Source organism: Nocardia brasiliensis, assembly GCF_011801125.1.
GTDB lineage: Bacteria > Actinomycetota > Actinomycetes > Mycobacteriales > Mycobacteriaceae > Nocardia > Nocardia brasiliensis_C.
Map to the genome: position 1 here is coordinate 2,859,253 of NZ_CP046171.1, position 24,325 is coordinate 2,883,577.

Annotated in this window: 27 protein-coding genes; 19 read left to right on the top strand and 8 right to left on the bottom strand. The window is 69.5% G+C overall.

Annotation, left to right across the window (positions count from 1 at the left end):
- Positions 1-20 precede the first annotated feature (20 nt).
- The 4 genes from F5X71_RS13015 to F5X71_RS13030 all read left to right on the top strand — a co-directional run bounded on the left by F5X71_RS13015 (position 21) and on the right by F5X71_RS13030 (position 4,132).
- Positions 21-965: a carbohydrate ABC transporter permease gene (locus F5X71_RS13015; RefSeq protein ID WP_238815866.1), complete on the top strand. Its 945-nt coding sequence runs from the start codon at positions 21-23 to the stop codon at positions 963-965.
- Complete coding sequence (locus tag F5X71_RS13020; RefSeq protein WP_167462169.1) at positions 962-1,804, top strand: carbohydrate ABC transporter permease; 843 nt, start codon at positions 962-964, stop codon at positions 1,802-1,804. The genes F5X71_RS13015 and F5X71_RS13020 overlap by 4 nt, the downstream gene beginning before the upstream one ends.
- A gap of 12 nt (positions 1,805-1,816) precedes the next feature.
- Complete coding sequence (locus F5X71_RS13025; protein ID WP_167462170.1) at positions 1,817-2,929, top strand: ABC transporter ATP-binding protein; 1,113 nt, start codon at positions 1,817-1,819, stop codon at positions 2,927-2,929.
- A 123-nt stretch (positions 2,930-3,052) separates the two neighbouring features.
- Positions 3,053-4,132, top strand: a complete 1,080-nt coding sequence (locus F5X71_RS13030; RefSeq protein ID WP_167462171.1) for an amidohydrolase family protein — start codon at positions 3,053-3,055, stop codon at positions 4,130-4,132.
- Positions 4,133-4,195: 63 nt separating this feature from the next.
- Here the strand turns inward: F5X71_RS13030 and F5X71_RS13035 are convergent, their stop codons facing one another.
- Positions 4,196-4,387 (bottom strand): hypothetical protein, encoded by a 192-nt coding sequence (locus F5X71_RS13035; protein WP_167462172.1) that lies wholly within the window; start codon positions 4,385-4,387, stop codon positions 4,196-4,198.
- 214 nt (positions 4,388-4,601) lie between these two features.
- Between F5X71_RS13035 and F5X71_RS13040 the strand changes: the two genes are divergently transcribed.
- The 10 genes from F5X71_RS13040 to F5X71_RS13085 all read left to right on the top strand — a co-directional run bounded on the left by F5X71_RS13040 (position 4,602) and on the right by F5X71_RS13085 (position 9,243).
- Positions 4,602-5,168, top strand: a complete 567-nt coding sequence (locus F5X71_RS13040; RefSeq protein WP_167462173.1) for an RNA polymerase sigma factor — start codon at positions 4,602-4,604, stop codon at positions 5,166-5,168.
- The gene (locus tag F5X71_RS13045) at positions 5,159-5,755 is read left to right on the top strand and encodes an Asp23/Gls24 family envelope stress response protein (RefSeq protein WP_167462174.1); all 597 of its coding nucleotides are present in this window, start codon (positions 5,159-5,161) and stop codon (positions 5,753-5,755) included. Before F5X71_RS13040 ends, F5X71_RS13045 begins: the two co-directional genes overlap by 10 nt.
- Positions 5,752-6,126: an Asp23/Gls24 family envelope stress response protein gene (locus F5X71_RS13050; protein WP_167462175.1), complete on the top strand. Its 375-nt coding sequence runs from the start codon at positions 5,752-5,754 to the stop codon at positions 6,124-6,126. The genes F5X71_RS13045 and F5X71_RS13050 overlap by 4 nt, the downstream gene beginning before the upstream one ends.
- Complete coding sequence (locus F5X71_RS13055) at positions 6,123-6,443, top strand: hypothetical protein (protein WP_167462176.1); 321 nt, start codon at positions 6,123-6,125, stop codon at positions 6,441-6,443. Before F5X71_RS13050 ends, F5X71_RS13055 begins: the two co-directional genes overlap by 4 nt.
- Before the next feature lie 97 nt (positions 6,444-6,540).
- Entirely contained in the window at positions 6,541-7,041 is a 501-nt protein-coding gene (locus F5X71_RS13060) for an Asp23/Gls24 family envelope stress response protein (RefSeq protein WP_167462177.1), read from the top strand.
- The gene (locus tag F5X71_RS13065; protein WP_167462178.1) at positions 7,042-7,230 is read left to right on the top strand and encodes a hypothetical protein; all 189 of its coding nucleotides are present in this window, start codon (positions 7,042-7,044) and stop codon (positions 7,228-7,230) included. It begins immediately after the preceding gene.
- Positions 7,227-7,556 (top strand): Asp23/Gls24 family envelope stress response protein, encoded by a 330-nt coding sequence (locus F5X71_RS13070; RefSeq protein WP_167462179.1) that lies wholly within the window; start codon positions 7,227-7,229, stop codon positions 7,554-7,556. Before F5X71_RS13065 ends, F5X71_RS13070 begins: the two co-directional genes overlap by 4 nt.
- Positions 7,553-8,092: a DUF6286 domain-containing protein gene (locus F5X71_RS13075; RefSeq protein ID WP_238815867.1), complete on the top strand. Its 540-nt coding sequence runs from the start codon at positions 7,553-7,555 to the stop codon at positions 8,090-8,092. The genes F5X71_RS13070 and F5X71_RS13075 overlap by 4 nt, the downstream gene beginning before the upstream one ends.
- Positions 8,089-8,664, top strand: coding sequence for an alkaline shock response membrane anchor protein AmaP (locus F5X71_RS13080; protein WP_167462180.1), 576 nt, complete (start codon positions 8,089-8,091; stop codon positions 8,662-8,664). Before F5X71_RS13075 ends, F5X71_RS13080 begins: the two co-directional genes overlap by 4 nt.
- A gap of 231 nt (positions 8,665-8,895) precedes the next feature.
- Positions 8,896-9,243, top strand: coding sequence for an STAS domain-containing protein (locus tag F5X71_RS13085; protein ID WP_167462181.1), 348 nt, complete (start codon positions 8,896-8,898; stop codon positions 9,241-9,243).
- 60 nt (positions 9,244-9,303) lie between these two features.
- Here the strand turns inward: F5X71_RS13085 and F5X71_RS13090 are convergent, their stop codons facing one another.
- Genes F5X71_RS13090 through F5X71_RS13100 form a run of 3 tightly spaced genes read right to left on the bottom strand, consistent with a single transcriptional unit; the run spans position 9,304 to position 12,622 of the window.
- A complete protein-coding gene (locus F5X71_RS13090) occupies positions 9,304-9,747 on the bottom strand; it encodes a response regulator (protein WP_167462182.1) in 444 nt (147 codons plus the stop codon).
- Positions 9,744-11,336: a sensor histidine kinase gene (locus F5X71_RS13095; protein WP_174817055.1), complete on the bottom strand. Its 1,593-nt coding sequence runs from the start codon at positions 11,334-11,336 to the stop codon at positions 9,744-9,746. The genes F5X71_RS13090 and F5X71_RS13095 overlap by 4 nt, the downstream gene beginning before the upstream one ends.
- Entirely contained in the window at positions 11,333-12,622 is a 1,290-nt protein-coding gene (locus tag F5X71_RS13100; RefSeq protein ID WP_428981490.1) for a PP2C family protein-serine/threonine phosphatase, read from the bottom strand. The genes F5X71_RS13095 and F5X71_RS13100 overlap by 4 nt, the downstream gene beginning before the upstream one ends.
- Before the next feature lie 326 nt (positions 12,623-12,948).
- Here F5X71_RS13100 and F5X71_RS13105 point away from each other — a divergent pair, with 326 nt between their 5' ends.
- Genes F5X71_RS13105 through F5X71_RS13115 form a run of 3 tightly spaced genes read left to right on the top strand, consistent with a single transcriptional unit; the run spans position 12,949 to position 16,848 of the window.
- Positions 12,949-13,443, top strand: a complete 495-nt coding sequence (locus tag F5X71_RS13105; protein WP_167462183.1) for a MarR family winged helix-turn-helix transcriptional regulator — start codon at positions 12,949-12,951, stop codon at positions 13,441-13,443.
- A 7-nt stretch (positions 13,444-13,450) separates the two neighbouring features.
- Complete coding sequence (locus F5X71_RS13110; protein WP_167462184.1) at positions 13,451-16,030, top strand: MFS transporter; 2,580 nt, start codon at positions 13,451-13,453, stop codon at positions 16,028-16,030.
- On the top strand, positions 16,027-16,848 hold the full coding sequence (locus tag F5X71_RS13115; protein WP_167462185.1) for a YceI family protein: 822 nt from the start codon (positions 16,027-16,029) through the stop codon (positions 16,846-16,848). The genes F5X71_RS13110 and F5X71_RS13115 overlap by 4 nt, the downstream gene beginning before the upstream one ends.
- A gap of 48 nt (positions 16,849-16,896) precedes the next feature.
- Here the strand turns inward: F5X71_RS13115 and F5X71_RS13120 are convergent, their stop codons facing one another.
- Positions 16,897-17,538 (bottom strand): histone deacetylase, encoded by a 642-nt coding sequence (locus tag F5X71_RS13120; protein ID WP_174817056.1) that lies wholly within the window; start codon positions 17,536-17,538, stop codon positions 16,897-16,899.
- Between the two features lie 49 nt (positions 17,539-17,587).
- Positions 17,588-18,253, bottom strand: a complete 666-nt coding sequence (locus tag F5X71_RS13125; RefSeq protein WP_238815869.1) for a class I SAM-dependent methyltransferase — start codon at positions 18,251-18,253, stop codon at positions 17,588-17,590.
- Between the two features lie 96 nt (positions 18,254-18,349).
- On the opposite strand from F5X71_RS13125, the gene F5X71_RS13130 reads away from it, so the two are divergent.
- Both F5X71_RS13130 and F5X71_RS13135 read left to right on the top strand, forming a co-directional pair.
- Positions 18,350-19,153 carry a glutamate racemase gene (locus F5X71_RS13130; RefSeq protein WP_167462186.1) on the top strand — a complete coding sequence of 268 codons (804 nt, stop codon included), beginning with the start codon at positions 18,350-18,352 and terminating at the stop codon, positions 19,151-19,153.
- A gap of 739 nt (positions 19,154-19,892) precedes the next feature.
- Positions 19,893-21,485, top strand: coding sequence for a hypothetical protein (locus F5X71_RS13135; protein ID WP_167462187.1), 1,593 nt, complete (start codon positions 19,893-19,895; stop codon positions 21,483-21,485).
- Between the two features lie 286 nt (positions 21,486-21,771).
- Here the strand turns inward: F5X71_RS13135 and F5X71_RS13140 are convergent, their stop codons facing one another.
- Positions 21,772-22,665 carry a class I SAM-dependent methyltransferase gene (locus F5X71_RS13140; RefSeq protein ID WP_167462188.1) on the bottom strand — a complete coding sequence of 298 codons (894 nt, stop codon included), beginning with the start codon at positions 22,663-22,665 and terminating at the stop codon, positions 21,772-21,774.
- A gap of 193 nt (positions 22,666-22,858) precedes the next feature.
- Positions 22,859-24,169 carry a lipase family protein gene (locus tag F5X71_RS13145; RefSeq protein WP_167462189.1) on the bottom strand — a complete coding sequence of 437 codons (1,311 nt, stop codon included), beginning with the start codon at positions 24,167-24,169 and terminating at the stop codon, positions 22,859-22,861.
- Positions 24,170-24,325: the final 156 nt, after the last annotated feature.

Genomic DNA, 24,325 nt, shown 5'->3' on the forward strand with positions numbered 1-24,325 from the left:
CGCAAACAACCACCGCGCCAATGGATTCCGTGCCTGCCGCGCCCGAGCCCGCACCCCCGCTTGTCTCCCGCCGCGACCGGATCTCCCGGGCCGAGGGCTGGCGGCGGCGCGGCCCGCTGCTGCCCGCGCTGATCTTCATGATCGTGGTCACCCAGCTGCCGTTCGTGTTCACGCTGTACTACTCGACCCAGTCGTGGAACCTGGTCCGCCCGGGTTCGCGGCACTTCACCGGCCTGGACAACTACGCGGAGGTGTTCCGGGACAGCCAGTTTCGTCAGGTCGCCGCGAACACCGTGATCATGATCGTCGGCACGGTGCTCATCTCGGTGGTGCTCGGCCTGCTGCTCGCGCTGCTGCTGGATCGGGCCTTCTTCGGGCGCGGCATCGTGCGCACGCTGCTCATCACCCCGTTCCTGGTGACGCCGGTGGCGGCCGCGCTGATCTGGAAGACCACCATGCTCGACCCGGTGTTCGGGCTGGTCAACGTGGTGCTCGAACCGTTCGGCGGGGGCCGGATCGACTGGGTGAGCCGCTATCCGCTGCCCGCGGTGATGGCCGATCTGGTGTGGCAGTGGACCCCGTTCATGATGCTGCTGATCCTGGCCGGATTGCAGTCGATGCCGCGCGACATCGTGGAGGCCGCCCGGGTCGACGGCGCGAGCTCGTTCGCCGTCTTCCGCGAACTCACGCTGCCGCATCTGCGCCGGTTCATCGAACTCGGCGCCGTGCTCGGCGCCATCTACCTGGTCAACACCTTCGACGCGGTGTACATGATGACCTCGGGCGGTCCCGGCATCGCCAGCTCGAACCTGCCGTTCTACATCTATCAGCGCGCGTTCCTCGGTTTCGACATCGGTCAGGCCGCCGCGATGGGCGTCATCACCGTCATCGCGACCACCGTGGTCGCGACCCTGGCGCTGCGCCTGCTGTTCAAGTCCTTCACCGGAAAAGAGGAGGCGGCATGACCGCGCACGAGGCTCCGGTCCGCCGCAGGCGACATCGCGGCGGGCTGGTCTGGACGGTGCTTGCCTGGGTGGTCGGCATCGGGTTCTTCTTCCCGGTGCTGTGGATGGTGCTGACGGCCTTCAAGCAGGAGGCCGACGCCTACACCGACCCGCCGAAGCTGTTGTTCACCCCGACGCTGGACCAATTCGCCGCGGTGCTGGACAGCGGTATCGGCACGACGCTGCTGAATTCCACCTTCGCCACGGCGATGTCGACGATCCTGGTGCTGCTGCTCGGCCTGCCCGCCGCGTTCGCGCTGTCGCTGCGGCCGGTGCGGCGCACGCAGGACGCGCTGTTCTTCTTCATCGGCACCAAGATGCTGCCGGTGGTCGCGGCGATCGTGCCGCTGTATGTGATCGTCGGCGATATCGGTCTGCTGGACAATATTTGGGCGTTGGTTGTGCTCTACACCGCGATGAACCTGCCGATCGCGGTGTGGATGATGCGCTCGTTCTTCCTCGAGGTGCCCGGCGAGCTGCTGGAGGCCGCGAGCATGGACGGCGCGAGCCTGTGGACCGCGGTGCGCGAGGTGATCCTGCCGCTCGTCTCGCCCGGCATCGCCGCGACCGCGCTGATCTGCGTGATCTTCTCGTGGAACGAATTCTTCTTCGCGGTGAACCTGACCGCCGTTCAGGCACAGACGATCCCGGTCTTCCTCGTCGGCTTCATCACCGGTGAGGGGTTGTACTGGGCCCGCTTGTCGGCCGCCGCGGTGCTCTGCGCGCTCCCTGTCGTCCTCGCCGGTTGGCTCGCGCAGAACAAGCTCGTGCGCGGCCTGTCCTTCGGCGCCATCAAGTAAGGAACACCACCCATGGCCACCATTCGTTACGACGCGGCGTCCTGCGTGTACGCCGGTGCCGACACCCTCGCGGTCGACTCGCTCGATCTCGACATCGCCGACGGCGAATTCATCGTTCTGGTCGGGCCTTCCGGCTCCGGCAAGTCCACCGCGCTGCGCATGCTCGCCGGGCTGGAGGAGATCGACGCCGGATCGATCCGCATCGACGGCGCGGACATGGTCGGGGTGCCGTCCAAGGACCGTGATATCGCGATGGTCTTCCAGAACTATGCGCTCTACCCGAACAAAACCGTCGGCGAGAACATGGGTTTCGCGCTCAAGATGATGAAAGTGCCGCTGGCCGAGCGTAAGCGGCGGGTCGCCGAGGCCGCCGAGCTGCTCGGCCTCACGCCGTTCCTCGATCGCAAACCGGCGAAGCTGTCCGGCGGGCAACGCCAGCGGGTCGCGATGGGCCGGGCGATCGTGCGCGAGCCGCGGGTGTTCTGCATGGACGAGCCGCTGAGCAACCTCGACGCCAAGCTGCGGGTGCAGACCCGCACCCAGATCGCCGCGCTGCAACGCCGCCTCGGCACCACCACCGTCTATGTCACCCACGACCAGGTCGAGGCGATGACCATGGGCGACCGTGTCGCCGTCCTGCGTGACGGACGATTGCAGCAGTTCAGCACCCCCGCCGAGCTGTACGACCGCCCGGCTACCGCGTTCGTCGCCGGGTTCATCGGCTCGCCGTCGATGAACCTGTGCACGGTCACGCTGGTCCCCGGTGGCGTCGAGATCGCGGGCAGCACACTGGCATTGCCGCGCGAGCGGCTGGCCCGGCTGGCCGAGCACGGCCTGTCCCGCGTGACCGTCGGCATCCGGCCCGAACAGCTCGAACTGCGCAGGGATGGCAGCGGTTTCGAGGTCACTGTCGAGCTGATCGAGGAGCTCGGCAGCGAGTCCTACGTCTACGCCCGCCCGTCCGGCGGCGCGGTGCGCGGCCCGGACGGGGAGTCGTTCCTGTTCGTCGCGCGCTCGGCGCTGCGGGCGCCGGCCCGGCTCGCCGAATCGGTGCGGCTGGCGGTAACCGATGCCGCCGCAGTGCATCTGTTCCATCCCGACACCGGCGCGCGGCTCGCCGATTGAGCGGCGGCGAACACGAACAAGGTGTTACCACTTCGTGTGCGGACAAATGCGTGGACGGCAACTAACGTTCCATGCTGAGCGGTTGTATCCTGCCGCCGCACGACTACCGCACCGGAGGTCCGCGTGACTGTCGAAGCCCCAGCGAACGGGAAAACCGCCCTGCGCAACGTTCGGGTCTTCGATGGTCACAGACTCACCGAGCCGACGACGGTGGTGATCGACGGCGCGGTGATCGGCACCGATCCCACGGGCGCGGCGGAAATGGACGGGCACGGCGCGATCCTGCTACCGGGTCTGATCGATGCGCACGTGCACCTATCCGGCGACGAATCGCTGGATCAGCTCGCCTCCCACGGCGTGACCACCGCGCTGGACATGGCGACCTGGCCGCGCGAGGAGCTCGACCCGCTCCGAAATCGGCCGGGCACCACCGACATTCGCAGTGCGGGCACGCCCATCATCGGACCGGGTGGCGTGCACGCGCAGCTGCCCGGTCTGGCCGAACGGGCCGTCATCCGGAGCGTGGCCGAGGCCGAGACCCTCGTCGCCGCACGTGCCGCGGCGGGTTCGGACTACATCAAACTGATGCTGGAGGCCCCGGGCGACGGCGGGCCCGACGCGGCGACGGCCAAAGCGGTGGTGGCCGCCGCGACCGCCCGCAACATGCGCACCGTCGTGCACGCCGCGTCGCTGGCCGCGTACGCCCTCGCGCTGGATGTCGGCGCCGACATCATCACGCACGTCCCGATGGACGGGCAGGTGCCCGCCACGGACGTGCGGCGGATGGCGGCCGAGGGACGCGTCGTCGCACCCACCCTCACGATGATGCAGGGCTTCGCCAAGTCGCAGGGCGTGCTCGGCTTCGCCGACTGTCTGGCGACCGTCGCCGCGCTGCACTCCGCAGGTGTGCCGGTCCTCGCCAGCACCGACGCCAACAGCACCCCCGGCTCGCCGTGTCAGCCTCCGCACGGTGAATCGCTGCACCGCGAACTGGAACTGCTGGTCACCGCCGGACTGTCCACGACGGCGGCGTTGCAGGCCGCGACCAGCGTGCCCGCCGAGCACTTCGGGCTCACCGATCGCGGCGCCGTCGCCCCGGGAAAGCGGGCCGATCTCGTGCTGATCGACGGCGACCCGCTCGCCGACATCCACGCGACCCGCACCATCACCAAGGTCTGGTGCGCGGGCATCGCCCACGAGTGAGCGGTCCGGCGCGGCGTCTCGGTGCCATCGCCCGTGACGACCTGAGCAGCGTCGGGGCGGTGTCTAGGCCTTGTGCGGCAGGATGCTCAGCACGAGGACCAGCCCGCCGACGATGCTGGCACCGGCGGCGACCGTCGCACCGAGCGAATGCGTCAGCGCGGCGACGGCGATGGTCAGCGCGAGGGAGGTCGCCGCGGCGAGCACCGCGGTGCCCTGCTCGATGCCGGCGATCCGGGTCGGTTGTTGTTCGGTCACTGCCTTACCTCTGTTCGAGCGGAAACGGTGTACGGCCTGCGTCGCGGCCCACCTCCGGTCCGTTGTCGCGCGTCCGGTCGGATGCGCACGTAGTGAGGACACGGCACGCGCGGGAAAGCGCACGCGGCAACTGCTGAGACAACGATCACGTCATACTGGGCCGTGACGGTTTCCGATCCGCGGTGTCTTACGGACAAGCGGTGGAGGAGGTGCTGTGACCACGACCGAAGCGGTTGCCGAGACCACGCCGGACGATGCGACCCTGGTCAGCAGGGCACGCGACGGCGACATGCGGTCCTACGAGCAGCTAGTGCTGCGCTACCAGGCGCAGATGTTTCGGCTCGCGGTCAAGATGCTCGCCGACCGGGCCGATGCGGAAGATGTGGTGCAGGAGGTGTTTCTCGGTGCGTGGCGGCGACTACCGCAACTCAACGAGGACGCCGCGTTCGTCGGCTGGCTCTATCGCATGACCACCAACCGCTGTCTGAATGTGATTCGCGCCCGCAAGCCGACCGTCGAGGTCGATCCGGAGACGACCGAGTCGCCGCGCTCGGACACCCAACCCGAGCACGCGGTACAGGTGAGCACCCAGTTGGAGGCGCTGAACGCGGCGCTGCAACTGCTCACGCCCGAACAACGCGCCTGCTGGCTGCTGCGCGAGGTTCACGGGCTTTCCTACGAGGAGATAGGCGACATCGTCGAGGTGAACACGACGGCGGTGCGTGGCCGGATAGCCAGGGCGCGAGCCCACTTGTCCGAGGTGATGAAACCATGGCGGTGAACGGCACGACCGAACAGGACTATCTGCTGCCCTGCGGGCGCGAGATCGAACAGGTCTGGGATCGGCTCGACGTGGTCGAGGCCGGGCTCGGCGACGAACACGACAACACCTGCCCGCATTGCCAGTCGGCCAGGGAGAGTCTGCTCGCGCTGCGCACCGCGACCAAGGAGCTGATCGACGAGCCGGACCCGGCACCGCCCGACCTGAGCGGACGCATCATGTCCGCGGTCCGTGCCGAGGCCAGGCGTGGCCGCACGCTCAGCCTGCCGACGCCGCTGCCCGGCGTGGTGGAGGTGAGCGAGCAGGCCATCGCGGCGGTGCTGCGCTACGCCGCCGACTCGGTGCCGGGCGTGCGGGCCAGGCACTGCCGGGTGCGCCGCGTCGGAGCGGGCGCGGACGGAGCGAACCTGCTGACGGTCGAGCTCGGCGTCGCGATCGCCTTCGGCCGGACCACGGTCGGCGCCGCCTTGCCGGTGGTCCGCGAGCGGGTGAGCGCGGCACTGGCCGCTCAGGTCGGTCTCGAGCTAGAGACGCTGGATCTGGTGGTCGCCGACATCTACGACGACAACGGGGACGCGCCACGATGACCGAAGTCGTTTCCGAGGTGGTGATCGAAGCGCCGGTCGTCGCCGCGGTGGCCGCGCACGCGGCCCGCGCGACGCCGGGCGTGATCCGGCTGGAACCCGGTGTGCGCGGGCTGGTCTCGACCCTGCTGCGGGTGAGCAAGCAGCGGCTCACCAGTGCCGAACCCGCGTCGTCGGAGGGCGTGCGGGTGCGCCGTCGTGCGTCGGGCGCGCTGAGTGTGCAAGTGGACCTGGTGATTTCGGCCGAGCGGGCGGCGGCGCTCATCGGTCACGCGGTGCAACAGGAGGTTTCGCGGGTGGTGTTCGAGCAGACCGGTCAGGTGGTCGAGGAGGTATCGGTGTCCATTCTCGATATCGAGCCGGAGCGGCAGTGAATTCTTCCGGCGAAGTCATTGCCGCGATCCTCGCCGCGCTGGACACGATCGACGGGTTGCGCCCCGCGAACACCCTCGGTACCGAGCCGCCCGCCTGGTGGCCGTGGGACGCAAGGGGATTCGCGGTGGACCTGACCCCGACCAGGGTCGAGGTGCGGGTCACCGCCGCTCAGCTGCCGCTGACGCCGCTGCTGGACAAGGCGGGCGAGGCCGTGCGTGCCGCGCTGGCCGGGACACCGTGGTCCGACGCCCGGGTGCGGCTGGTGGTCACCGAGCTCGACGCCGCGGCCTTCGACGGCGAAGGGAGAGTTACCTAGCTCACAGCACGGCGCCCGTGACGATCGGGCCGCACCAGGTGTCCATCCACAGCAAGCGATATCCGCTGTACCCCAAGGGAAATCAGGAGGAATTGCCATGACCGCGACGACGACCACCGAGAAGAACTCCGACAACAAGGCGGCCGCGGACACCAAGAACCTGCCGAGCCGCACCGCCGCGGCGACCGACAAGGACAGCAAGCTGGCCAGCGACCAGGGCACCACCACGATCGCCGATATCGTCGTGCAGAAGGTCGCGGGCCTGGCCGCGCGCGAGGTGCGCGGCGTGCATGATCTCGGCGGCGGCGCCGCCCGCGCGTTCGGCGCGATCCGCGACCGCATTCCCGGCGCGTCGGCCAGCATCGGTCAGGGCGTCTCCGTGGAGGTCGGCGAGACGCAGGCGGCCGTCGATCTGGAGCTGGTGGTGGAATACGGCGTCGCCATCGCGGAATTGGCGCGTGCGGTGCGGCGCAACGTGATCACCGCGATCGAGCAGATGACCGGTTTGATCGTGGTCGAGGTGAACATCAACGTCAACGACGTGTTCATCCCCGGCGATGACGACGACCAACCCGCGCCGAGCAGCCGGGTGCAGTAGATGAATGCCACAGTGATCTGCCTCGCGGTGGGACTGGCCCTCGGTTTCGCCGGCGCCTTCGGCGGATTCGGCGCGTTCACTGTCGTCCTGCTGTTCGCCCTGCTCGGCCTGCTGGTCGGCCGCTGGCTCGACGGCGAACTCGACGTGGCGGGGCTGCTCCAGTCGGCACAGCGCAGGGGCAGGCGATGACCGTCGCGGCGGTCGGTGCGGTGGAGTTGCCCGGCCGGACCACCGTCGCGCCGCGCGCGGTCCGCCGGATCGCCGCGCGGGCCGCCCGTGAGGTGGCCGGCGTAGGGGACGACGTGCGGGTGGCGGCCGAGGTGTTCGCGGATCGCACCGCGCTGGAGGTGCGGCTGCCGATCGCCTATCCCTGCCCGGTGGGCAAGGTGACCGAGGCCTGTCGCGGACATCTGGCCCGCCGGACCCACGAGTTGACCGGCCTGCCGGTGTCCACGATCGATATCGAGGTGGCCGAGCTGACCACCGAAACCGAGGCGGTCAGGAGGCTGCGATGACGCGCAGGCCACGCCGGGTGGTTCCGGCCATCGTGCTGGCGGTGCTGCTGCTCGCCGGGTGCGCGGCCGTGGCCGTGTCGTTGCTCCAACGGCTGCTCGGCGCACGGGAATTCGTCTCCTACGACACCGTCGCGACCCACCTGCACGGTCTGACCTGGAACGAACTGCCGGTGCTCGTCGTCGGAATCGCCGCGGCGGTACTGGGTTTCGTGCTGCTGGGGCTGGCGCTGTGGCCGGGGCGGCCCGCGGTCCTGCCGCTGGCCGCCGAGGACGGGTTGACCGCGGGGGTGACCCGTGGCGGGCTGCGCACCGCGCTGCGCAGCGCGGCGGGCGGTGTGGACGGGGTCGATTCGGCCCGGATTCGGTTGCACCGCAAGGGCGTACAGGTGTCCGCGCGGACCGCGCGGACCGGCACCGACGCCATGCCCGCGGCGATCTGCGCCACCCTCACCCGCCGGGTGCAGGAGATCGGCCCGCAGCCGGTGCGCCGGGTGCGAGCCAAGGTGCGGGGGCCGAAGACAGGGGAGCGTCGATGAGCCGGATCAACCGTCCCGCCACGCTGAACCGCGGCGTGCTCGGGCTGGTCGGGGTGCTGTTGCTCGCGGCGGGCGTGTTCGCCGTCGCCGCGCATTTCGGCAAGTTGAGCTGGGTGCGTTCCGGGGACACGGTGGTGCCGGGCACACAAGCCCCGCCGGCCTGGGTGCTGTGGGTCGCGGTCGCGGTCGCCGTGCTGATCGCATTGCTGTGCCTGCGTTGGCTGCTGGCGCAGGTGTTCCGGATGCCCAAGTCGGTCACCTGGCGCACCGGCGGCACCGAGTGGCCCGGCACCACGGTGCTCGAATCCGCGGTCGCGGCCGCGCCGGTGGCCACCGACATCGAAAGCTACGCGGGCGTGCGCTCCGCGTCGGCCTGGCTCTGTGGCGACCGCACCGCGCCCGAACTGCATCTGGTCGTGACCGCGGAGCCGAACGCCGACATCGCCGAGTTGCGGCGCAGCATTCTCGGCCACGCGCTGACCCGGCTGCGCACCGCGCTCGAAGTGGAGATCATCCCCGTGACGTTGGAGATCGACTTCGCCGAGGACCGCCGCCCCGCCCGCGTGCGCTGATCGATTTGCTGTGCGTTGCCCGACCACATTCGAGCCGGGCGCGCCGATCGGACCTCGCCTACGGTAGTTTTACCCGATGGATCATCTCCGCACCGTGTTCGAGCGGGCGGAGGGTCGACGCGTCGGAGGTAGCGAAGTGGCGGTGCCAGGCAACCGGTTTGGTGTGGCGGGCTCGGGTTCGAGCCCGGTGGGTGCAGTGCTCGGCGGCACCGGCGGATACGCGGGTGCCCGATGAGCGCGGACGGTAAAGCCAGGGAACTGGAAGCGGTGGCGCGCTCGGTGGATTCGACCAGGGTGCTCGCCATCACCGGGGAGATCGACATGGCCTCGGCGCCGCGCTTTCAGGCCGCGGTGGACGAGGCGCTGCGCGAACAGCCCGCGGCGCTGGTGATCGATCTGTCCGAGGTGGAGTTCTTCGGTTCGGCCGGGCTGAGCGTGCTGCTCGTCGCGGCGGAGTCGGTGCCGCAGGGGCAGTTGCGTGTGGTGGCCTCGCCGCCGGTGCGTCGCCCGATCGAGGTGACCGGCCTGGACAAGTTGCTCAGCGTGTTCAACACCGTCGACGACGCCTTGGCCGCCTGATCCGCGTTCTGCCATTCGAATCGCGCCGACCGTTCGGTCGGCGCGATTCGCGTTTGCGGCTCAGGATTGCCGGGGCAATCGGACCACCTGGACGAAGAAATCATCGATGTGCTTGATCGCGGCCACGAACTGGTCGAGATCGACCGGCTTGGTCACGTAGGCGTTGGCGTGCAGTTTGTAGCTGCGCAGAATGTCTTCCTCGGCCGCCGAGGTGGTCAACACCACCACCGGGATGTGGGACAGATCCGGATCCGCCTTGATCCGCTCCAGCACCTGGCGGCCATCGTATTTGGGCAGATTCAGGTCGAGCAGGATCAGGTCGGGCAGCGGTGCGTCGGTGTATCGGCCCTGCCGGTAGAGGAAATCTAATGCCTCCTGACCGTCGTGGGCCACGTGCAGGGTGTTGCCGATCTTGTTGTCCTCGAACGCCTCCCTGGTCATCAATTCGTCGCCGGGATCATCCTCGATGAGCAGGATGTCGATGGGCTGGCCTGGGAGGGTCAAGAGGGATCTCCTTGCGGGGTCGGTGCGGTGGTCGCACTGAGGGTGAAGACGAAGCGGGCACCGTCGGTGTAGTCGGTGTCGAGCCAGATCTTGCCGCCGTGATGTTCGACAATCTTCTTGCACAGCGCGAGCCCGATGCCGGTTCCGGTGTATTCGTCCCTGCCGTGCAGCCGCTGGAAGATCACGAAGATCTTCTCCGCGAACTCGGGCGCGATGCCGATGCCGTTGTCGGACACCGAGAATCGCCAACCGCCTGCTTCCTCGTCCGGCTCGCAGTCGATCCGCACGACCGGTGCGTGCGCGGCGTCGCGGAATTTGATCGCGTTGCCGACCAGGTTCTGCCACAACATGGTCAGCAGGGTCGGGTCGCCGGTGATCTCGGGGAGTTCGGCCGGGCGCTGCACCTTCAGATCGTTGTCCTCGGCGGCCGCGGCGAGGTTGGTCAGCGCCTTGTCCATGGTCTGATCGAGATCGATCGGGACGTTGCTGTCGATCACCCGGCCCACCCGGGAGAAGGTGAGCAGGTCGTTGATGAGCACCTGCATCCGCTTGGCGCCGTCCACCGCGTAGGCGATGTATTGTCCTGCGCGCTCGTCGAGTTGGTCGCCGTAGCGCTTCTCGAGAAGTTGGCAGAACGCGGCGACCTTGCGCAGCGGCTCCTGCAGATCGTGCGACGCGACATAGGCGAACTGCTCCAGTTCCGCGTTGGAGCGGCGCAGCTCCGCGGTCTGCGCGTCGAGTTCGGCGGCCTGTCGTTCCAGCTCGGACTCCTGGTCGCGGGAGGACGCCAGTTCAGCGACGACGCGGCGGCGCATGGCCTCGACCGCCTGCGCCACGGTGGTCAGATCGGCGGGGCCGTGTGCGCTGATGCGATGGTCGAAGTCGCCGTCGGCCACCCGCTGCGAGGCGGCCTCCAGTTCGTCAAGCGGGCGGGCGACCAGCTTGCGCACCAGGATCGTCAGCACCACCGCCGACACCAGGAACGCGGCGACCAGCCCGCCGAGCATGGTGTCGCGCACCCGCCTGGCGTTGGCCAATTCGGCGTCGTTGCGGTCGATTTCGGCGGCGAGGCCGGCCGTCTGGGCGGCGAAGTGCTGACGGAGTGCGTCGAAGTCCTGCTTGCCGCGCTGCGCCGGGACCTCGCCGACCGCGGCGGCGCCGCGCTGGGAAACGCCGGCGAGCAGTGGCTCGGCGTATCCGGTGCGCCACCGGTCGGCGGCCTGCTCGACGGTGTCCAGATCGGCGAGCAGCTCCGGCCGGTCGGTGAGCAGTTCGCGAATGCGGGCCGCCGCCTGCGCCTCCTGTTGCTTGCCGTCGAAATACGGTGTGAGGAACTGCGGATCGGCGCCGATGGCGTAGCCGCGGATGCCGGTCTCCTGGTTCAGCAGCGCCCCTTGCAGCCGATAGGTCTCGGCCGCCGCGGGTTGCAGCCGGTCGACCAGCCGGTCGGAGTAGTGATTGGTCTTGGAGAGTTGGTCCGCGCCGATGCCGGTGCCGATGATGACCAGCAGCACCATCAGCGCCAGCACCGACAGGAACCAACCCTGCACCGTCAGTCGCCCGGCCAGTGATCGCGCGGTTGCCGTCATCGCTTGTCCTGGTTCGTGTCTCGGTGGTGCCATTGCAGATACATGACCGCCACGTCGTCGTCGAGGCCGCCACGCGCCTCGGCCAGCGCCTCGGCGCGGCCGATGAGCTCGTCGACGAACAGCTCCGGTTCGGTCGCGCTCACCGTGCGAGCCAAGGTGAGCAGGCCGTCCTCGCCGAGGCGGTCCGGGCCCGTGCCGTTGTAGCCCTCGAACAGGCCGTCGGTGAACAGCATGAGACCACAGTCGAAGTCGAGGGTGAGCTCGTGGGTGCGCCACTCGGCGCGGCCGGGAAAGAAGCCGAGTGCCGGACCGCCGGGCACCTCGACCCACTCGACCCCGCCGCGGGCCCGCAGCAGCATGCCGGGATGGCCCGCCCGGGTTATCAGCACCTTACGGTCCGCCGGGCACAGGATCAGGCTGGTCAGCGTGGCGAAGGTCTGGCTGCCGGTGCGCTCGGCCAGCAACAGTTCCTCCAGCAACCGCAACTGCCGCACCCCGGAAACACCGCTGAGCACCAGGGTGCGCCAGGCGAGCCGCAGGGCGACGCCGGTGGCCGCCTCGTCCGGTCCGTGACCCGCGACATCGCCGATCAGCGCGTGTACGGTGCCGTCGCGCTGCTGCACCACGTCGTAGAAATCGCCGCCGAGCAGCGCGTTGGCCCGGCCGGGCCGGTAGCGCGCCACCACGTCGACCGCGCGGTCACCGCGCAGCAGCGGGGTCGGCAGTAACCCACGCTCGAGTCGCGAATTCTCCTGCGCCCGCATCTGACTGGCGCGCAGCGCCGCCGCCTGCCGTTCGGCCTGCTTGCGCTGGATCGCGTAACGCACGGCCCGGCTGAACAATTCGGGTTCGACGCGGCCCTTGACCAGATAGTCCTGCGCACCCGCGGCGACCGCGGCAAGGCCGGTCTGCTCCTGATCGAGCCCGGTGAGCACGACCACCGCGACCTGATCGGTGTATTCCCGCACGGCGGCAAGCGCTTCCAGCCCTTGCGCGTCCGGCAGGTGCAGGTCCAGCAGCACGCAGTCGGGGATCTCGGCGGCCAATTGCGTGCGTGCCTCGGCGGCCGAACGGACCCAGCGCACCGGAAGTCCCGGTGCGCCGTCCGCGATCAGTTCCTCGACCAACAGCGCGTCGGCCTGATCGTCCTCGATCAGCAACACCGAGAGTTCCGGCCAGTTCCACACCCCGCGATGGGGGAGGTGTTGTGCAACGGGGGTCGCACCGAGGGTCTTGCCGTCGCTAGCGCTGAGAAGGCCTATCTGCCCGCTCGGCCCGGAGAGCATCGACACCGGTCTCCTTCCGAATCCACGTTCACCGCACGGTTGTCGCGTACGACGAACACGGAGTAGCCCAGCGTCGGCGGCACGCCTTCCGGCCCTGTACCGCGCAACACGTCAACGTTACCGTCTCGGCGGGCATGGTTTCGCCCGACGGCAGGTCGGCGCGCTCCGCGCCGCCGCGGCTCATCGTCGGTATTCGGCCTGCCAGCAGGGCCGATGTGCCGAAACCGCCCGCCGCGAAATCGGCTTGCCGTGCCGCTGTATAGTTTGCAACAGCAACTAGTTGCATCTGTCAAATAAGTTTGCCGGGGAATCAGAAGGTGAAGCCCATGCCCGCCGACGGACACCACGGTGTCACCGCGGCCGAACTCGAGATCGCCGATCAGGTCGGGGTCGAGCTGGTTCGGTTCATGCGCGCGATCACCCGCGCCAAAGCGCGGATGGCCCAACCCGGTCCGGACGGGATCGAGCGGTTGGCCTACTCGGTGCTGTTCTGCCTCGTGCACGACGGGCCACAGCGCACCGGTAAGCTCGCCGAACTGTTGCACGCAGAGATCTCCACCATCAGTAGACAGAGCAGATCGCTTGTGGCACATGGCCTGGTCGAGCGCCGGGCCGACCCGATCGACGGCCGGGCCTGTGTGCTCGCGGCCACCGAGGAGGGGGTGCGCGTGTTCGAGGCGAACCGTCAGCAGCGCAACCGTTGGCTGGCAGGCATTTTGGCCGATTGGCCCGCCGCGGACCGGACCACGCTGACCGATCTGCTCGCCCGGCTCAACGAAGGTATCGAGTCCACTCCACGGGATACAGCCGAACAGAATTAGGGCGTACATGACGAATTCCACCACCCAGGCAGCGCCGCCGGGCCTGGCGGCGGGTGCGGGAGCCGCACTGTCGCACCGGCAGATCTTGACGATCCTGTCCGGTCTGATGCTCGGCATGTTCCTGGCCGCGCTCGACCAGAACATCGTGAGTGTCGCGATCGTGAAGATCGCCAACGATCTGCACGGGTTCGACGAGCAGGCATGGGCCACAACGGCATACCTGATCACGGCGACGATCACCACGCCGCTGTACGGCAAGCTGGCCGACATCTACGGCCGCAAGCCCTTCTACCTCACCGCGATCGGGCTGTTCGTCATCGGCTCGGTCGCGTGCACCTTCGCCACCTCGATGTATCAGCTGGCCGGCTTCCGCGCCTTTCAGGGGCTCGGCGCGGGCGGCCTGATGTCGTTGGCGTTCACCATCATCGGCGATATCGTGCCCGCCCGGGAGCGGGTGCGCTATCAGGGCTACTTCATGATGGTGTTCGGCACCGCCACCGTGCTCGGACCGGTGCTCGGCGGGTTCTTCTCCGATTACGAGACCCTCGGCGGCATCGACGGCTGGCGCTGGGTGTTCCTGGTCAACGTCCCGGTGGGGGTGCTCGCGCTCGCGGTGGTGGCCAAGGTGCTCAATGTGCCGCATCAACGACAGGTGCACCGGATCGACTGGTTCGGCGCGATCGCGTTGACGATCTGCGTCGTGCCGCTGCTGATCGTCGCCGAACAGGGCAGGCACTGGGGCTGGGATTCGCAGCGCGCCTTGATCTGTTATGGCGTCGGCGCGGTCGGGTTGCTGCTGTTCCTGCTCGTGGAACTGCTCATGAAGGACGCGGCGCTGATCCCGCTGCGGTTGTTCCGGAACTCGACCTTCAGCGTGACCATCGCGGGCGGCTTCATTGTCGGTATCGCGATGTTCGGCGCGATCACCATGGTGCCGCAGTACTTCCAGGTGGTTCGTGGCTTCTCGCCGACCAAGGCCGGTCTGCTGATGCTGCCGCTGGTGCTCGGCATCACGGTCGGCTCGCAGCTGGCGGGCCGGATCACCAAACGGACCGGGCGCTACAAGATCCTGCCCGTCGCAGGGTGTTTCATCATCGCGGTGGGCGCCGCGCTGTACGGACAGGTGCACTACGACAGCCCGCTGTGGCAGCCGCTGGTGTACGGCGGCGTGATCGGCCTCGGCCTCGGCGGCTGCATGCAGACGCTGATCATCGCGGCGCAGAACGCGGGACCACGGTCGGACATGGGCGTGTCCACCGCCTCGGCGACCTTCTTCCGGCAGATGGGCGGCACCCTGGGTGTCGCGGTGTTCCTCACCATCCTGTTCAACCTGTTGCCGCACCGCATCATCGACGCGTTCGGCGGCCAGCTGCCGCCCGGATTCGGCGCCGACCAGCTCAGCGCTATGCAGAGCAACACGAGCGGCATCGCGGCGCTGCCCGACGAGCTGCGGGTGCCGATCCTGACCGGCTTCACCGACGCCATGCAGGGGGTGTTCCTGGCCGCGGCCGGGGTGGCGTTACTGGCCTGCTTCGTGCTGATGTTCATGAAAGAGATCCCGCTGCAGGACGATCCGGTACCGGCGGCGGCGAAGGCGACGCCGCGCGCGGCCGAGCCGAGCTGGGACGAGGACCAGGTGTGGGAGGGCGCCGCGCAGGCGCTGTCCGAACCGGAGCCGGTGCTCGCGGGCGCGGTCGGCAGGCACGCCTCCCCGGAGCACAACGGCAACGGCGCCTACCGGTTCGCCACGGCGGCAGCGGGTGCGGCGACCACGGTGCTGGACGCGACGGACGGCTATGCGGCGCATGGTGATCGATCGATCGCGGGTTACGTCCGCCGCGAAGACGGCCATCCGGTGCCCGGCGCGGCATTGACGCTGATCGATCAGCGCGGGCACCAGGTGTCGCGCGCGGGCGCGGATGCCAACGGCCACTACGTGATCGGCGCGCCCGAGGGCGGCGGCTACGTGCTGATCGTCTCGGCGCCCGGGCATCAGCCCGCTGCGGTCACGGTGTCGATCGGGCAGCAGCCGCAGGACATCGAGATCACGCTGCTCGGCTCCGGTGAACTGTCGGGCGTGGTGCGCTCGGCCGGTCGCGGAACCCCGATCACCGGCGCCACGATCACGCTGACCGACCTCGGCGGCGAGGTGGTCGGCGCCGCGGTGACCGCGGCCGACGGCGCCTACGTCTGTCACGGGATCGTCTCGGGCACCTACACATTGGTCGCGGTCGCCGAGCACATGCGGCCGAGCGCGACCACGCTCACCGTGCCCGACACCGGATTGCTGCGCCACGACATCGAATTGGCGCCGATGGCGGTGCTGGCCGGGGCCGCGTGGGCCGAGGACGGCCGTGCGGTGCCCGACGCGCAGATCAGCGTGCTGGACGCGACCGGCGAGCTGACCGCGGCGGCGCGCACCGACGAGCACGGCCACTACGTCGTCACCGATCTGCCGGAGGGCCGCTACACCATCGTGGCGCGCGGCTACCCGCCGGTCACCAGCCAGGTCACCGTCGCGGGCAGCGAGGTCAACCACGACGTGCGACTCGGCTACCAGCTCGACGATTCGCCGGAATCGCGATGACGGCCGGGACCGGCTTGACCGCGCGGATCCGCACCACCGAGGGCTGGCCGGTGCCGGATGCGGTGCTGACCGTGACGGATCTGAGCGGGCAGCAGCTCGCCCGCGTGGTCGCCGACGCGACCGGGGCGGTGGCGACCGAGCCGCTGCCGCCCGGCACGTTGACCGCGGTGCTGACCGCCGTCGGATACCAGCCCGTCGCGCGGACCGCCCAGATCTCCGCCGCGGGTTCCGGGCGGCTCGGTGACATCGCACTGCGGCCGACCGTCGGCAATGTCGCGGTGCCGCCGCCGGGGGTGTGGACGATCGATCCGGTGCACTCCACCGTGATCGCCACCGCGCGCCATCTCGGCATCGCCAGTATCAAGGCGCGGTTCGCCGGGGTGCGCGGCAGGCTGGTCGTCACCGAGCCGTTCGAGCAGACCTCCGGTCATGCCGAGATCGACGCCCGGTCCATCGATACCGGCATCACCCAGCGCGACGAACACCTGCGCTCCGCCGAATTCCTGGACACCGCGACATATCCGGTGATCACCTTCACCAGCAGCGCACTGCGCCGCACCGGGCCCGACACCTGGGTCATGTCCGGCGAACTGTCGCTGCACGGACAGCGCCGCTCGGTGGACCTCGACCTCACCTACGGTGGCTTCGGTCCCGACCCATGGGGTGGTGTCCGCGCCGCCTTCCACGCCGAAACCCTGCTGCACCGCAACGATTTCGCGATCGACTACAACGCGGTCGTGCGTGCGGGCATCGCTGCCGTCGGCACCACCGTGCAGCTGGCGCTGGACATCGAGGTCGTCCAGGAATCGGCCGCTTAGCGGCACCGGCCCCGTGTTGTCCGCGAACGGTGCGGTGCGGCAACGAGATCAGGGACTCGACTCGAGCAGAGCGGTCAGTGATCGCGGTGTCCACGTGAGATCGGCGCCGGGGCGGGTGGCGAGATAGGTCGCGGTCACCTCGACGGACCAGCCGTGGGCCTCGATCAGGCCCGCGGCCAGGTGCCGCAGATAGCGCGCCGAAGGCGCGTTGCCCGGCAGCGCGTCGTGCCGCCACGGCGCGGTACAGGTGATGATCGGGTGACCGGCGAACCGGCCTGCGTACGAGAGGGTTTCGTAGCGGCCGGGGCCCAGTGGGTCGCGCCCGTAGCGGATCGCCGTGGTCAGATCCAGGTCGGTGCCCGGCGACCGGTACATCTCCTGGGCGGCGATATCGGCGAACTGCGCGGCGGTGAGCAGGTAGGCGCGGGCGGCGGTCTCGCCCGGTCCGTCCGGGTCGTAGAACGCGCGCCCGCCCGTCCACACCAGCGATTCAGTGGCGAAATACAGCAGTCCGGGCAGCATCATCGGCATCGAGCGCGCGGGCTCGGCGGCGTCGCGGCAGCCCGGCACGGCCCGCAGGCCGCCCGCCGGTGTGCCGCCACGTAGATAGCAGCGCAGCCTGCTCAGGTGCATGTTCGATCCGTAGGCCGCGTACCAGACCCGATCCGGGTTCGCGCCGTTCGCCGTCACCGCACCATTGTGCCGCGTGGGTGGTCGCCGACCTCGTCCGCTCGGCTGGTCAGTCGCGGTGGAACACCGCGCGCCACCGGACGAAATCCGGCCGCCCGGCCGGTGCCACCTGCTCCACCTTCACCGAGCGCAGGCCGGGGCGGGCGAAGGCGTCGATCTCGGCGCGGGTGAGCGGCCACGGCGGTCCGTCGACCACCTCGTCGTCGGCCCGGATGCCCGCGATCACCAGCAGGTCGCCGCCCGGCGCGACCAGCCCGGCGACATTCGCGGTCGCCGCGGCGCGCACCGACAGCGGCATCGACTGCACCGTGATCGACTCGACGACCAGGTCGAACCCGTCTGCCCACGCGGCGGGCGGCGCCAGCAGATCGGCCACCGTGTAGTCCACCGTCGAGTCCGGAAACCGTTCGCGCGCGGTCTTTATCGCGGTCGCGGAGATGTCGAACGCGGTGGTCCGGCAACCGAGCCCGGCCAGATGCTCGGCGTCACGGCCGAGCCCGCAGCCGACCACCAGTGCCCGCATCCCGTCCTCGGCCAGCTGCCGCCGCTCCAGCCAGTCGACCAGCAGCGCGTTCGGGTCCGCCGCGTCCCACGGCACGATCGCGGTGCCGTGCGCGGCGGCGACGTACAGCCGCTCGAACCAGCCGGTGGGATCGTCCTGCGCGAGCGAGGCCGCGGCCAGCCGTTTCGTATCCACATCACGAGAATCGGTCACCCGGCGAGTGTGTCAGCCTGGTCGCGCCGTCGCACAGTGAGCACCGGCGAACGGCCGGTTGGGCCCGGCGGACGGGCACCGGGCATGATCGGCAGCATGACCGCACTGCGCAGGCCGATCGCCGTCTTCGACGCCGGGCTCGGCAGCTATTCGGCGGTGGCGCTGCTGCGGCGGCGACTGCCCGACCGCGACATCGTCTACCTCGCCGACCGGGCCAGCTTTCCCTACGGCGCGAAGGACCGGGCGGAGTTGCTCGCCGTGGTCGACCGTGCGGTGCGCTTCCTCGGCACGTACGACCCGAGCGCCATCCTGCTGGCCTCCAACGCGCCCTCGGTGACCATCCTGGACGAGCTGTCCGGCGCGGTGCCGATCTTCGGGGTGCGCCCACCCGTGCGTGCGGCGCTCGCGGTGGCCGACGAGGTCGCCGTGCTGGGCGTGCGTTCGCTGGTGCACAGCGCCGAGCTCGCGGAATTCCTTCTGGCGCAAGCGGGTCCGGCGCTGCCCCTGGTGCACGCGGTGAATGCGTCGGCACTGGTCGAACTGGTGGAGAGCGGCGATTTCCTGTTCCGGCGCGAGCACACCGCGGCGGTGGTCGGCGCGTTCCTGGACGAGCTGCTCACCGCCCATCCCGGGATCGGGGCGATCACCCTGTCCAGCACCCATCTGCCGTGGCTGCGCGACTACTTCGAGCGCGCGCGTCCCGAGGTGCGGCTGTTCGATCCCATCGAAGAGGTGGTGGAGCTCGTGCGTCCGCTCACCGTACCCGGCACCGGCACCGTTCTCGGTCTGGTCACCGAGAGCCCGCGATATCCAGCGGACGAGTTCCGGGCCATGCTCGCGCGCCTGGAGATCGACCTCGAACTCGAGTCGGTCGTCATCCCCGGCCACAGCGGGCGCTGATCGGCGGGCCTGCCGTGCGCGCCGGTGGTGTGCGGCTCGTCGCGGACTCGCTTCGCGAGGGGGTGACCCGGTCGACCGAGTCGCCCGGTAATCCCTTCCACCCGAACAGGTTCGGCGCGCTAGCCGAGGATTCGCGGCGCGCCGTTCCTGGCGCCCGGTCGGTGGCCGGTGTGGCGGTGTGCCGCTGCTTCCTGTCCGGGCGCATGGCGCGATCGATCCATCTCGTCAATGCGGTTCGGGGAGACCGGGAACACGGTGAAACGGCAACATTCCCGTCAACCCGGGTGACGGATTGCTCGGGGCGGTCGTCCAGCGGGGGTGATCGGGGGTGCGAAGGATGCTCGACGGGAGGCAACCAAGTGACCGATCGGTGCGAGACCATCAAGCGCAGGGGACGTACCGCCGCGGTGCCATCGCCATCGGCGGGAGCGCCACGACCGCAGCGAGTTTCGTGGTCGCGGGCGCGACGCGCCCGGGTGCACGCGGCTTTGTCCGGGCCGGGCGGCGCGGCCGGAAACCTCGCAGCGAACATCGGGCGTTTCGGCGCGTCGTGCCCGCGACACGGACATCGTGAACCGTTCAGTCTGGTACGCGCACCGGCGAAAACCGTGTCGCGGCACGCCGCATTCACCCGGCAAATCGACACTTTTCGCTGGCAACGGTGCGTCGGCTGGAAATGCGATGTAGCCTTCTCCCGCGTGATCACTTGTCTGCCATCGAATCTCCTCCTGGAGCCTAAATGACCATCCAGCATCCCATCGAGGACGAGGTCACGCAGCTGGCGAAGCGGGTCGAAAAGGCTCGTGGCCGGCTGGCATACCAATTCGATCCCGCGTTGACCGAAGCGCTGTCCGAGGACGAGCTGCAGGCGGAACGCGAGCTAGCCGAGCGGATTCGCGGCCAGGACCGTGGTCAGCGCTGGAAAGAGGCTCAGGCCGCCGCGTCGGCGGCCGACCGCGCCAGGCAGACCACCGAAGCCATCGAAAAGGCCGACATGCGAGATCTCCTGATGGCCCGCAAGGCCATTGCGTCACAGCGCCGTGAGTCGAGCCCGCATGCCAAACTCGCCTCGCTGTACCGGCATCGGGCCTGGTCGCTGCGCGCGCTGGCGGGTGTGGTCGGCGCGGGCATGCTGTGGTCGGCAGTGAACGTTCAGCAGAACATCGCGCCCGGCGGCGCCGACGATCCGCTGTTCTGGTTCAGCTATCTGCTGGAAGGGATGATCAGCGTCTGCTTGATCATCATCATGATCGGCACCAACAAGGTGGCCGAGTGGGGCATCGTCGACAACCGCAAGCAGGTCGTCGCCGCTGAGGTCGCGCTGCTGTCGCTGACCGTCACCCTGAACACCTACCCGTACGTGCGCGCGGAGCAGTGGTACGACGCGGGCGTGCACGCCGTCGCGCCCGTGATGATCGGTGTGGCACTGCTGATTCACGACGCGGCCAGCGCGCGCTACGGCCTGGCGATCCACCGCGCCACCGAGCAGGTGCGCGATCTGCCCGATCCGGCCGAGCAGATCCGGCGCACGCTGCCGCCGATCGCCAGCTACCGGATGGATCGGCGGACCTCGGACGTGATGGCGGCCAGCGCGATCGCCGAACTCACCGTCGAGCCGGAGCCGGACCCGATCGCCGAGCTGGGCGCAGGCCCGAGCACCGCCGTCGTCGATCCCGAGATCGATGTCGTGGTGCAGGACGAGGCGGCCGCGGCGGAGAAGAAGCCCGCGGCGACGGGCTCGGCGTTCCGCAGCGTGCCCGCGTTCGAGGCGAGCTCGACCTACGAGAAGCTCGCCGCGCTCGACAAGCTCGTCGAGGCCGACAGCGGCGCGTTCCCGGCCAAGCCCGAGAGCGCGCGCCCCGCAGGCGATTCCGAGCTCCGTCCGGCGACCAACGGTGCCACGGTCGAGACCGCGGCCACCGCGAACGCCGAGGCGAACACCGCCGAGCTGCCCGCCGCGAAGAGCAAGCCCGCCGCGGCCACCGAGAAGCGCGCGGCCGACCCCAAGCCCGCCGCCGCGACGGCCAAGAACGGCGCCGCCAAGCCCGCCACGGCGGAGGTGACCCCGGCCAAGCCCGCACCCGCGGTGACGAAGCCTGCCTCGGCGGCGCAGTCGGCGAGCGCCACGACGGCCGCGATCAAGCGTCAGGAGACCGAGAAGCCGGGCGGGGCAACCGATGCCAAGGATGGGCTGCCGACCCCGGAGATCCACGACACCGGCCAGTTCCGCATCGCCGAGATCCTCGAGCAGGAACTCGCCGAGCTGCAGGCGGCGCGTCGCCGGGCCCGCACCAACCGCAAGACCTCGCCCGCCGCGGGACGCGATCGCTGATCGCGAGCCCCGCCAACGTACTGGAATCGTCCGGCCCGCTTCGCTACTCGGTACCCACCGAGCAGCGCAGTGCGTCGAACCTCCAGCACCGGACCGCGCCGGTGATAGCCGCCCCACCCGCGCAGGCCGCAGTGACCCGCCAGCAGTACCGGCAGCGAGCGATGCCGCGCGCAGTCCAACGCACCCATGGCCACCACTTGCCGCCGATCACCGACCCCGGTTGGATCGCCAGACCTGGTGCACCATCGACGTTGTGACGCGCGTGCGATGAACTCCGTCGGCGCGCTCAGGCGGGTTTGTGGGCGGTCAGGTATTGGATGGCCGCGGTCAGTTGGTTGAAGGGGGTTGGGAGTTCGGGCATGGGGCGGTGGTAGATGCTCGGCAGTTCGTCGGGGCGCAGGGTGCTGGTGGTCCAGCCCTGTGCGGTGAGCCAGCCCGCGGTGTCGGCGCGCGCGTCGGTGTAGAACAGCGTGCTGAAATCGACCTTGTCGTAAGGGGTGTCGCGCAGATGCTCGGCTTGGTAGTCGGAGACCTGTCGCAGATCGACCGAGTTGTCGAAGGTGTCGGTGGCCAGGCTGCTGCTCGGCGCGGACAGTTCGTCGATGCGATGGAAGAGGGCGTCCTGCGCCGCGCCGGGCAGGTAGGGGAGCAGCCCCTCTGCCGACCAGACCGTGGGGATCGCGGGATCGAAACCGGCCGCGATCAGGGCGGCCGGCCAGTCGTCACGCAGATCGATGGAGACTTCCCGGCGATCGGCCCGGGGAACGGCACCGGCCTCGGACAGCACTTGGCGTTTGAAATCGAGTACCTGCGGCTGGTCGATCTCGAACACGGTCGTGCCCTGCGGCCAGTCCAGCCGATAGGCGCGCGCGTCCAAACCCGCGGCCAGGATCACCGCCTGACGCACTCCGGATCGTCCCGCCGACAGGAAAAGATCGTCGAAGAACTTGCTGCGCAGGCCGATATAGCCGTCCATCAGCGGCGTGCCCGTCCACCGCTGCGGATCGCGGACCAGCGCGATCGTGGCCTGGTCGCCGGCCGCCTCGACGAACAGGGCGGCATAGTCGTCCTGGATCAGGGCGTCGGGCCGTCCGGTCTCGATCGCGCGGGCGGCCGCGACCTGCAGCGCGGTCATCCCCACGCTGCTGACGATGTCCCAGGTGTCACCTTCGGTACGCATGATGCTCTCCTCGAAGTCTTCGACGACCGGCGCGACGAGTCACATCGGACCGCCGATCGGGCGAATTCGCTTGTCGGCGTGTTGATTACGGCGCCGACCGCCGGGTCGAGCGGGAAACGACTTCGATCATACGACTGACTGGGACGGGCGTGCTAGAGCACTGCTGTGGCCGGACTCAGCGGGCGGTGGGGCCTCAGCAGGTCTTCGGCCCCGGGGAGCCGCCCGCGACCACGCCCGTGAGCCAGAGCAGCGCCGGCTCGTAGCCGATGAGCTCGGCCGAGATGTGCTCCGAGGCCGGGACGCGGAAGAAGCGGAGGTCCGCGCCGCCCGCGCAGTAGCGCTGCACCACCGGCTCGATCGACGGGATGGGGATGATCGGGTCGGTGGCGGAGTGCCACATGGCGATCGGCACGTCCGGGACATCCCCGTAGCCGAGGCTGTCGCGGTGCAGCACCGCCTGGACGCCGGGATCGAGGAAGGCCTGCGGATCCTTCAAGTAGTGCTTCAACGGTCGCCACGCACCGGTGGCCGCCGCGGTGTAGAGGCAACGGTGTTCGATGTCCTTGGCGATCGTCATGCCGTCGGGGGTGAGAAACTTTTCCAGCGGCAGGTCGTCCGGGAACTCACGGGACAGGCCGATGATCCAGATCCAGCCGACGAAATCGGACTGCCCGGCGATACCGGACCCGGCGTCCATCGCGAACTGCGTCATCGCGTGCTTGTCCCCGGGCACGCCACCCTGGGCGCTGCCCTTGACCGGAAGCTCGGGGGCGTAGCCGCGATGCAGCTCGGCCGCCCATGCCGTGGCACTGCCACCGCCGGAGTACCCCCACAGCCCGACCGGGGCGTCGTCGAGCCCGAGGCCGGCGCGCCGGACCGCGCGGGCGCCGTCGAGCACCATCCGTCCCTCGCTCGGCGCGAGCGTGGTGCTGGTCTTGCCGTTGAAGTCGGGCACCGCCACCGCCATGCCCTCGGCGAGGAATTGCAGCAGCAGCTGGGTTTCCTTCATGGTGCCCGCGCGCAGCGTGTGCGAGGGGTTGCACGCGGGGTCGAGGCCGTCGATCGCCTCCTGGTAGGAGATGAGCGGACGCGGTGTCGGCCCGAGCCAGGGGATGCCGGGGATCAGCACGGTGGTCGCCGTGGTGATCGGCCGATCGTGGCTGTCGGTGCTGCGGTAGAGGATCTGCTCGGTGTGCACCGGCGGCCACGGGACGCCGAGCAGGTAGCTCGTCACCACGCGTTTGCGGATGACATCGCCGTTGGCATAGCTGCCGAGGTCGGCGGGATCGTCGTACCACCGGTCCTCGCCGGGCATCGGCACCGGGATCACCTTGTAGATGTCGGTTTCGCTGGGCAGCGGCGGAAGTTGGTTCTCGTCCGGCCGATTCGGCCAGGCGGGCGCGGGATCGCCGGCCGGTGCGGCGGTCGCCGTCGCGGTCAGCGTGAGGGTGGCGGTGAGGGCGATACCCACCGCGAAGGTCGCAGAACGAAGGCAGAGCAGCATTGCGGGATCCTCATGGGGCATTGATGGGCACCTGAGCCAGGGGCCGCCGCGTGCGACGGCCGCCAACCGGGACTCGGGAGAGCGCCCGACCGACCGAACGAGCACCCATTCCATCCGACCCCCGCCGCGGTGTCACTACGCACTCGCTCAGTATTT

Coding starts and splice junctions, on each gene's coding strand:
- F5X71_RS13060 (WP_167462177.1), top strand. CDS start 6,541: ATGACCGCGACGACGACCACCGAGAAGAACTCCGACAACAAGGCGGCC.
- F5X71_RS13135 (WP_167462187.1), top strand. CDS start 19,893: ATGACCATCCAGCATCCCATCGAGGACGAGGTCACGCAGCTGGCGAAG.
- F5X71_RS13015 (WP_238815866.1), top strand. CDS start 21: ATGGATTCCGTGCCTGCCGCGCCCGAGCCCGCACCCCCGCTTGTCTCC.
- F5X71_RS13140 (WP_167462188.1), bottom strand. CDS start 22,665: ATGCGTACCGAAGGTGACACCTGGGACATCGTCAGCAGCGTGGGGATG.
- F5X71_RS13145 (WP_167462189.1), bottom strand. CDS start 24,169: ATGCTGCTCTGCCTTCGTTCTGCGACCTTCGCGGTGGGTATCGCCCTC.
- F5X71_RS13105 (WP_167462183.1), top strand. CDS start 12,949: ATGCCCGCCGACGGACACCACGGTGTCACCGCGGCCGAACTCGAGATC.
- F5X71_RS13085 (WP_167462181.1), top strand. CDS start 8,896: ATGAGCGCGGACGGTAAAGCCAGGGAACTGGAAGCGGTGGCGCGCTCG.
- F5X71_RS13025 (WP_167462170.1), top strand. CDS start 1,817: ATGGCCACCATTCGTTACGACGCGGCGTCCTGCGTGTACGCCGGTGCC.
- F5X71_RS13070 (WP_167462179.1), top strand. CDS start 7,227: ATGACCGTCGCGGCGGTCGGTGCGGTGGAGTTGCCCGGCCGGACCACC.
- F5X71_RS13045 (WP_167462174.1), top strand. CDS start 5,159: ATGGCGGTGAACGGCACGACCGAACAGGACTATCTGCTGCCCTGCGGG.
- F5X71_RS13080 (WP_167462180.1), top strand. CDS start 8,089: ATGAGCCGGATCAACCGTCCCGCCACGCTGAACCGCGGCGTGCTCGGG.
- F5X71_RS13020 (WP_167462169.1), top strand. CDS start 962: ATGACCGCGCACGAGGCTCCGGTCCGCCGCAGGCGACATCGCGGCGGG.
- F5X71_RS13100 (WP_428981490.1), bottom strand. CDS start 12,622: ATGCTCTCCGGGCCGAGCGGGCAGATAGGCCTTCTCAGCGCTAGCGAC.
- F5X71_RS13075 (WP_238815867.1), top strand. CDS start 7,553: ATGACGCGCAGGCCACGCCGGGTGGTTCCGGCCATCGTGCTGGCGGTG.
- F5X71_RS13065 (WP_167462178.1), top strand. CDS start 7,042: ATGAATGCCACAGTGATCTGCCTCGCGGTGGGACTGGCCCTCGGTTTC.
- F5X71_RS13115 (WP_167462185.1), top strand. CDS start 16,027: ATGACGGCCGGGACCGGCTTGACCGCGCGGATCCGCACCACCGAGGGC.
- F5X71_RS13110 (WP_167462184.1), top strand. CDS start 13,451: ATGACGAATTCCACCACCCAGGCAGCGCCGCCGGGCCTGGCGGCGGGT.
- F5X71_RS13050 (WP_167462175.1), top strand. CDS start 5,752: ATGACCGAAGTCGTTTCCGAGGTGGTGATCGAAGCGCCGGTCGTCGCC.
- F5X71_RS13095 (WP_174817055.1), bottom strand. CDS start 11,336: ATGACGGCAACCGCGCGATCACTGGCCGGGCGACTGACGGTGCAGGGT.
- F5X71_RS13130 (WP_167462186.1), top strand. CDS start 18,350: ATGACCGCACTGCGCAGGCCGATCGCCGTCTTCGACGCCGGGCTCGGC.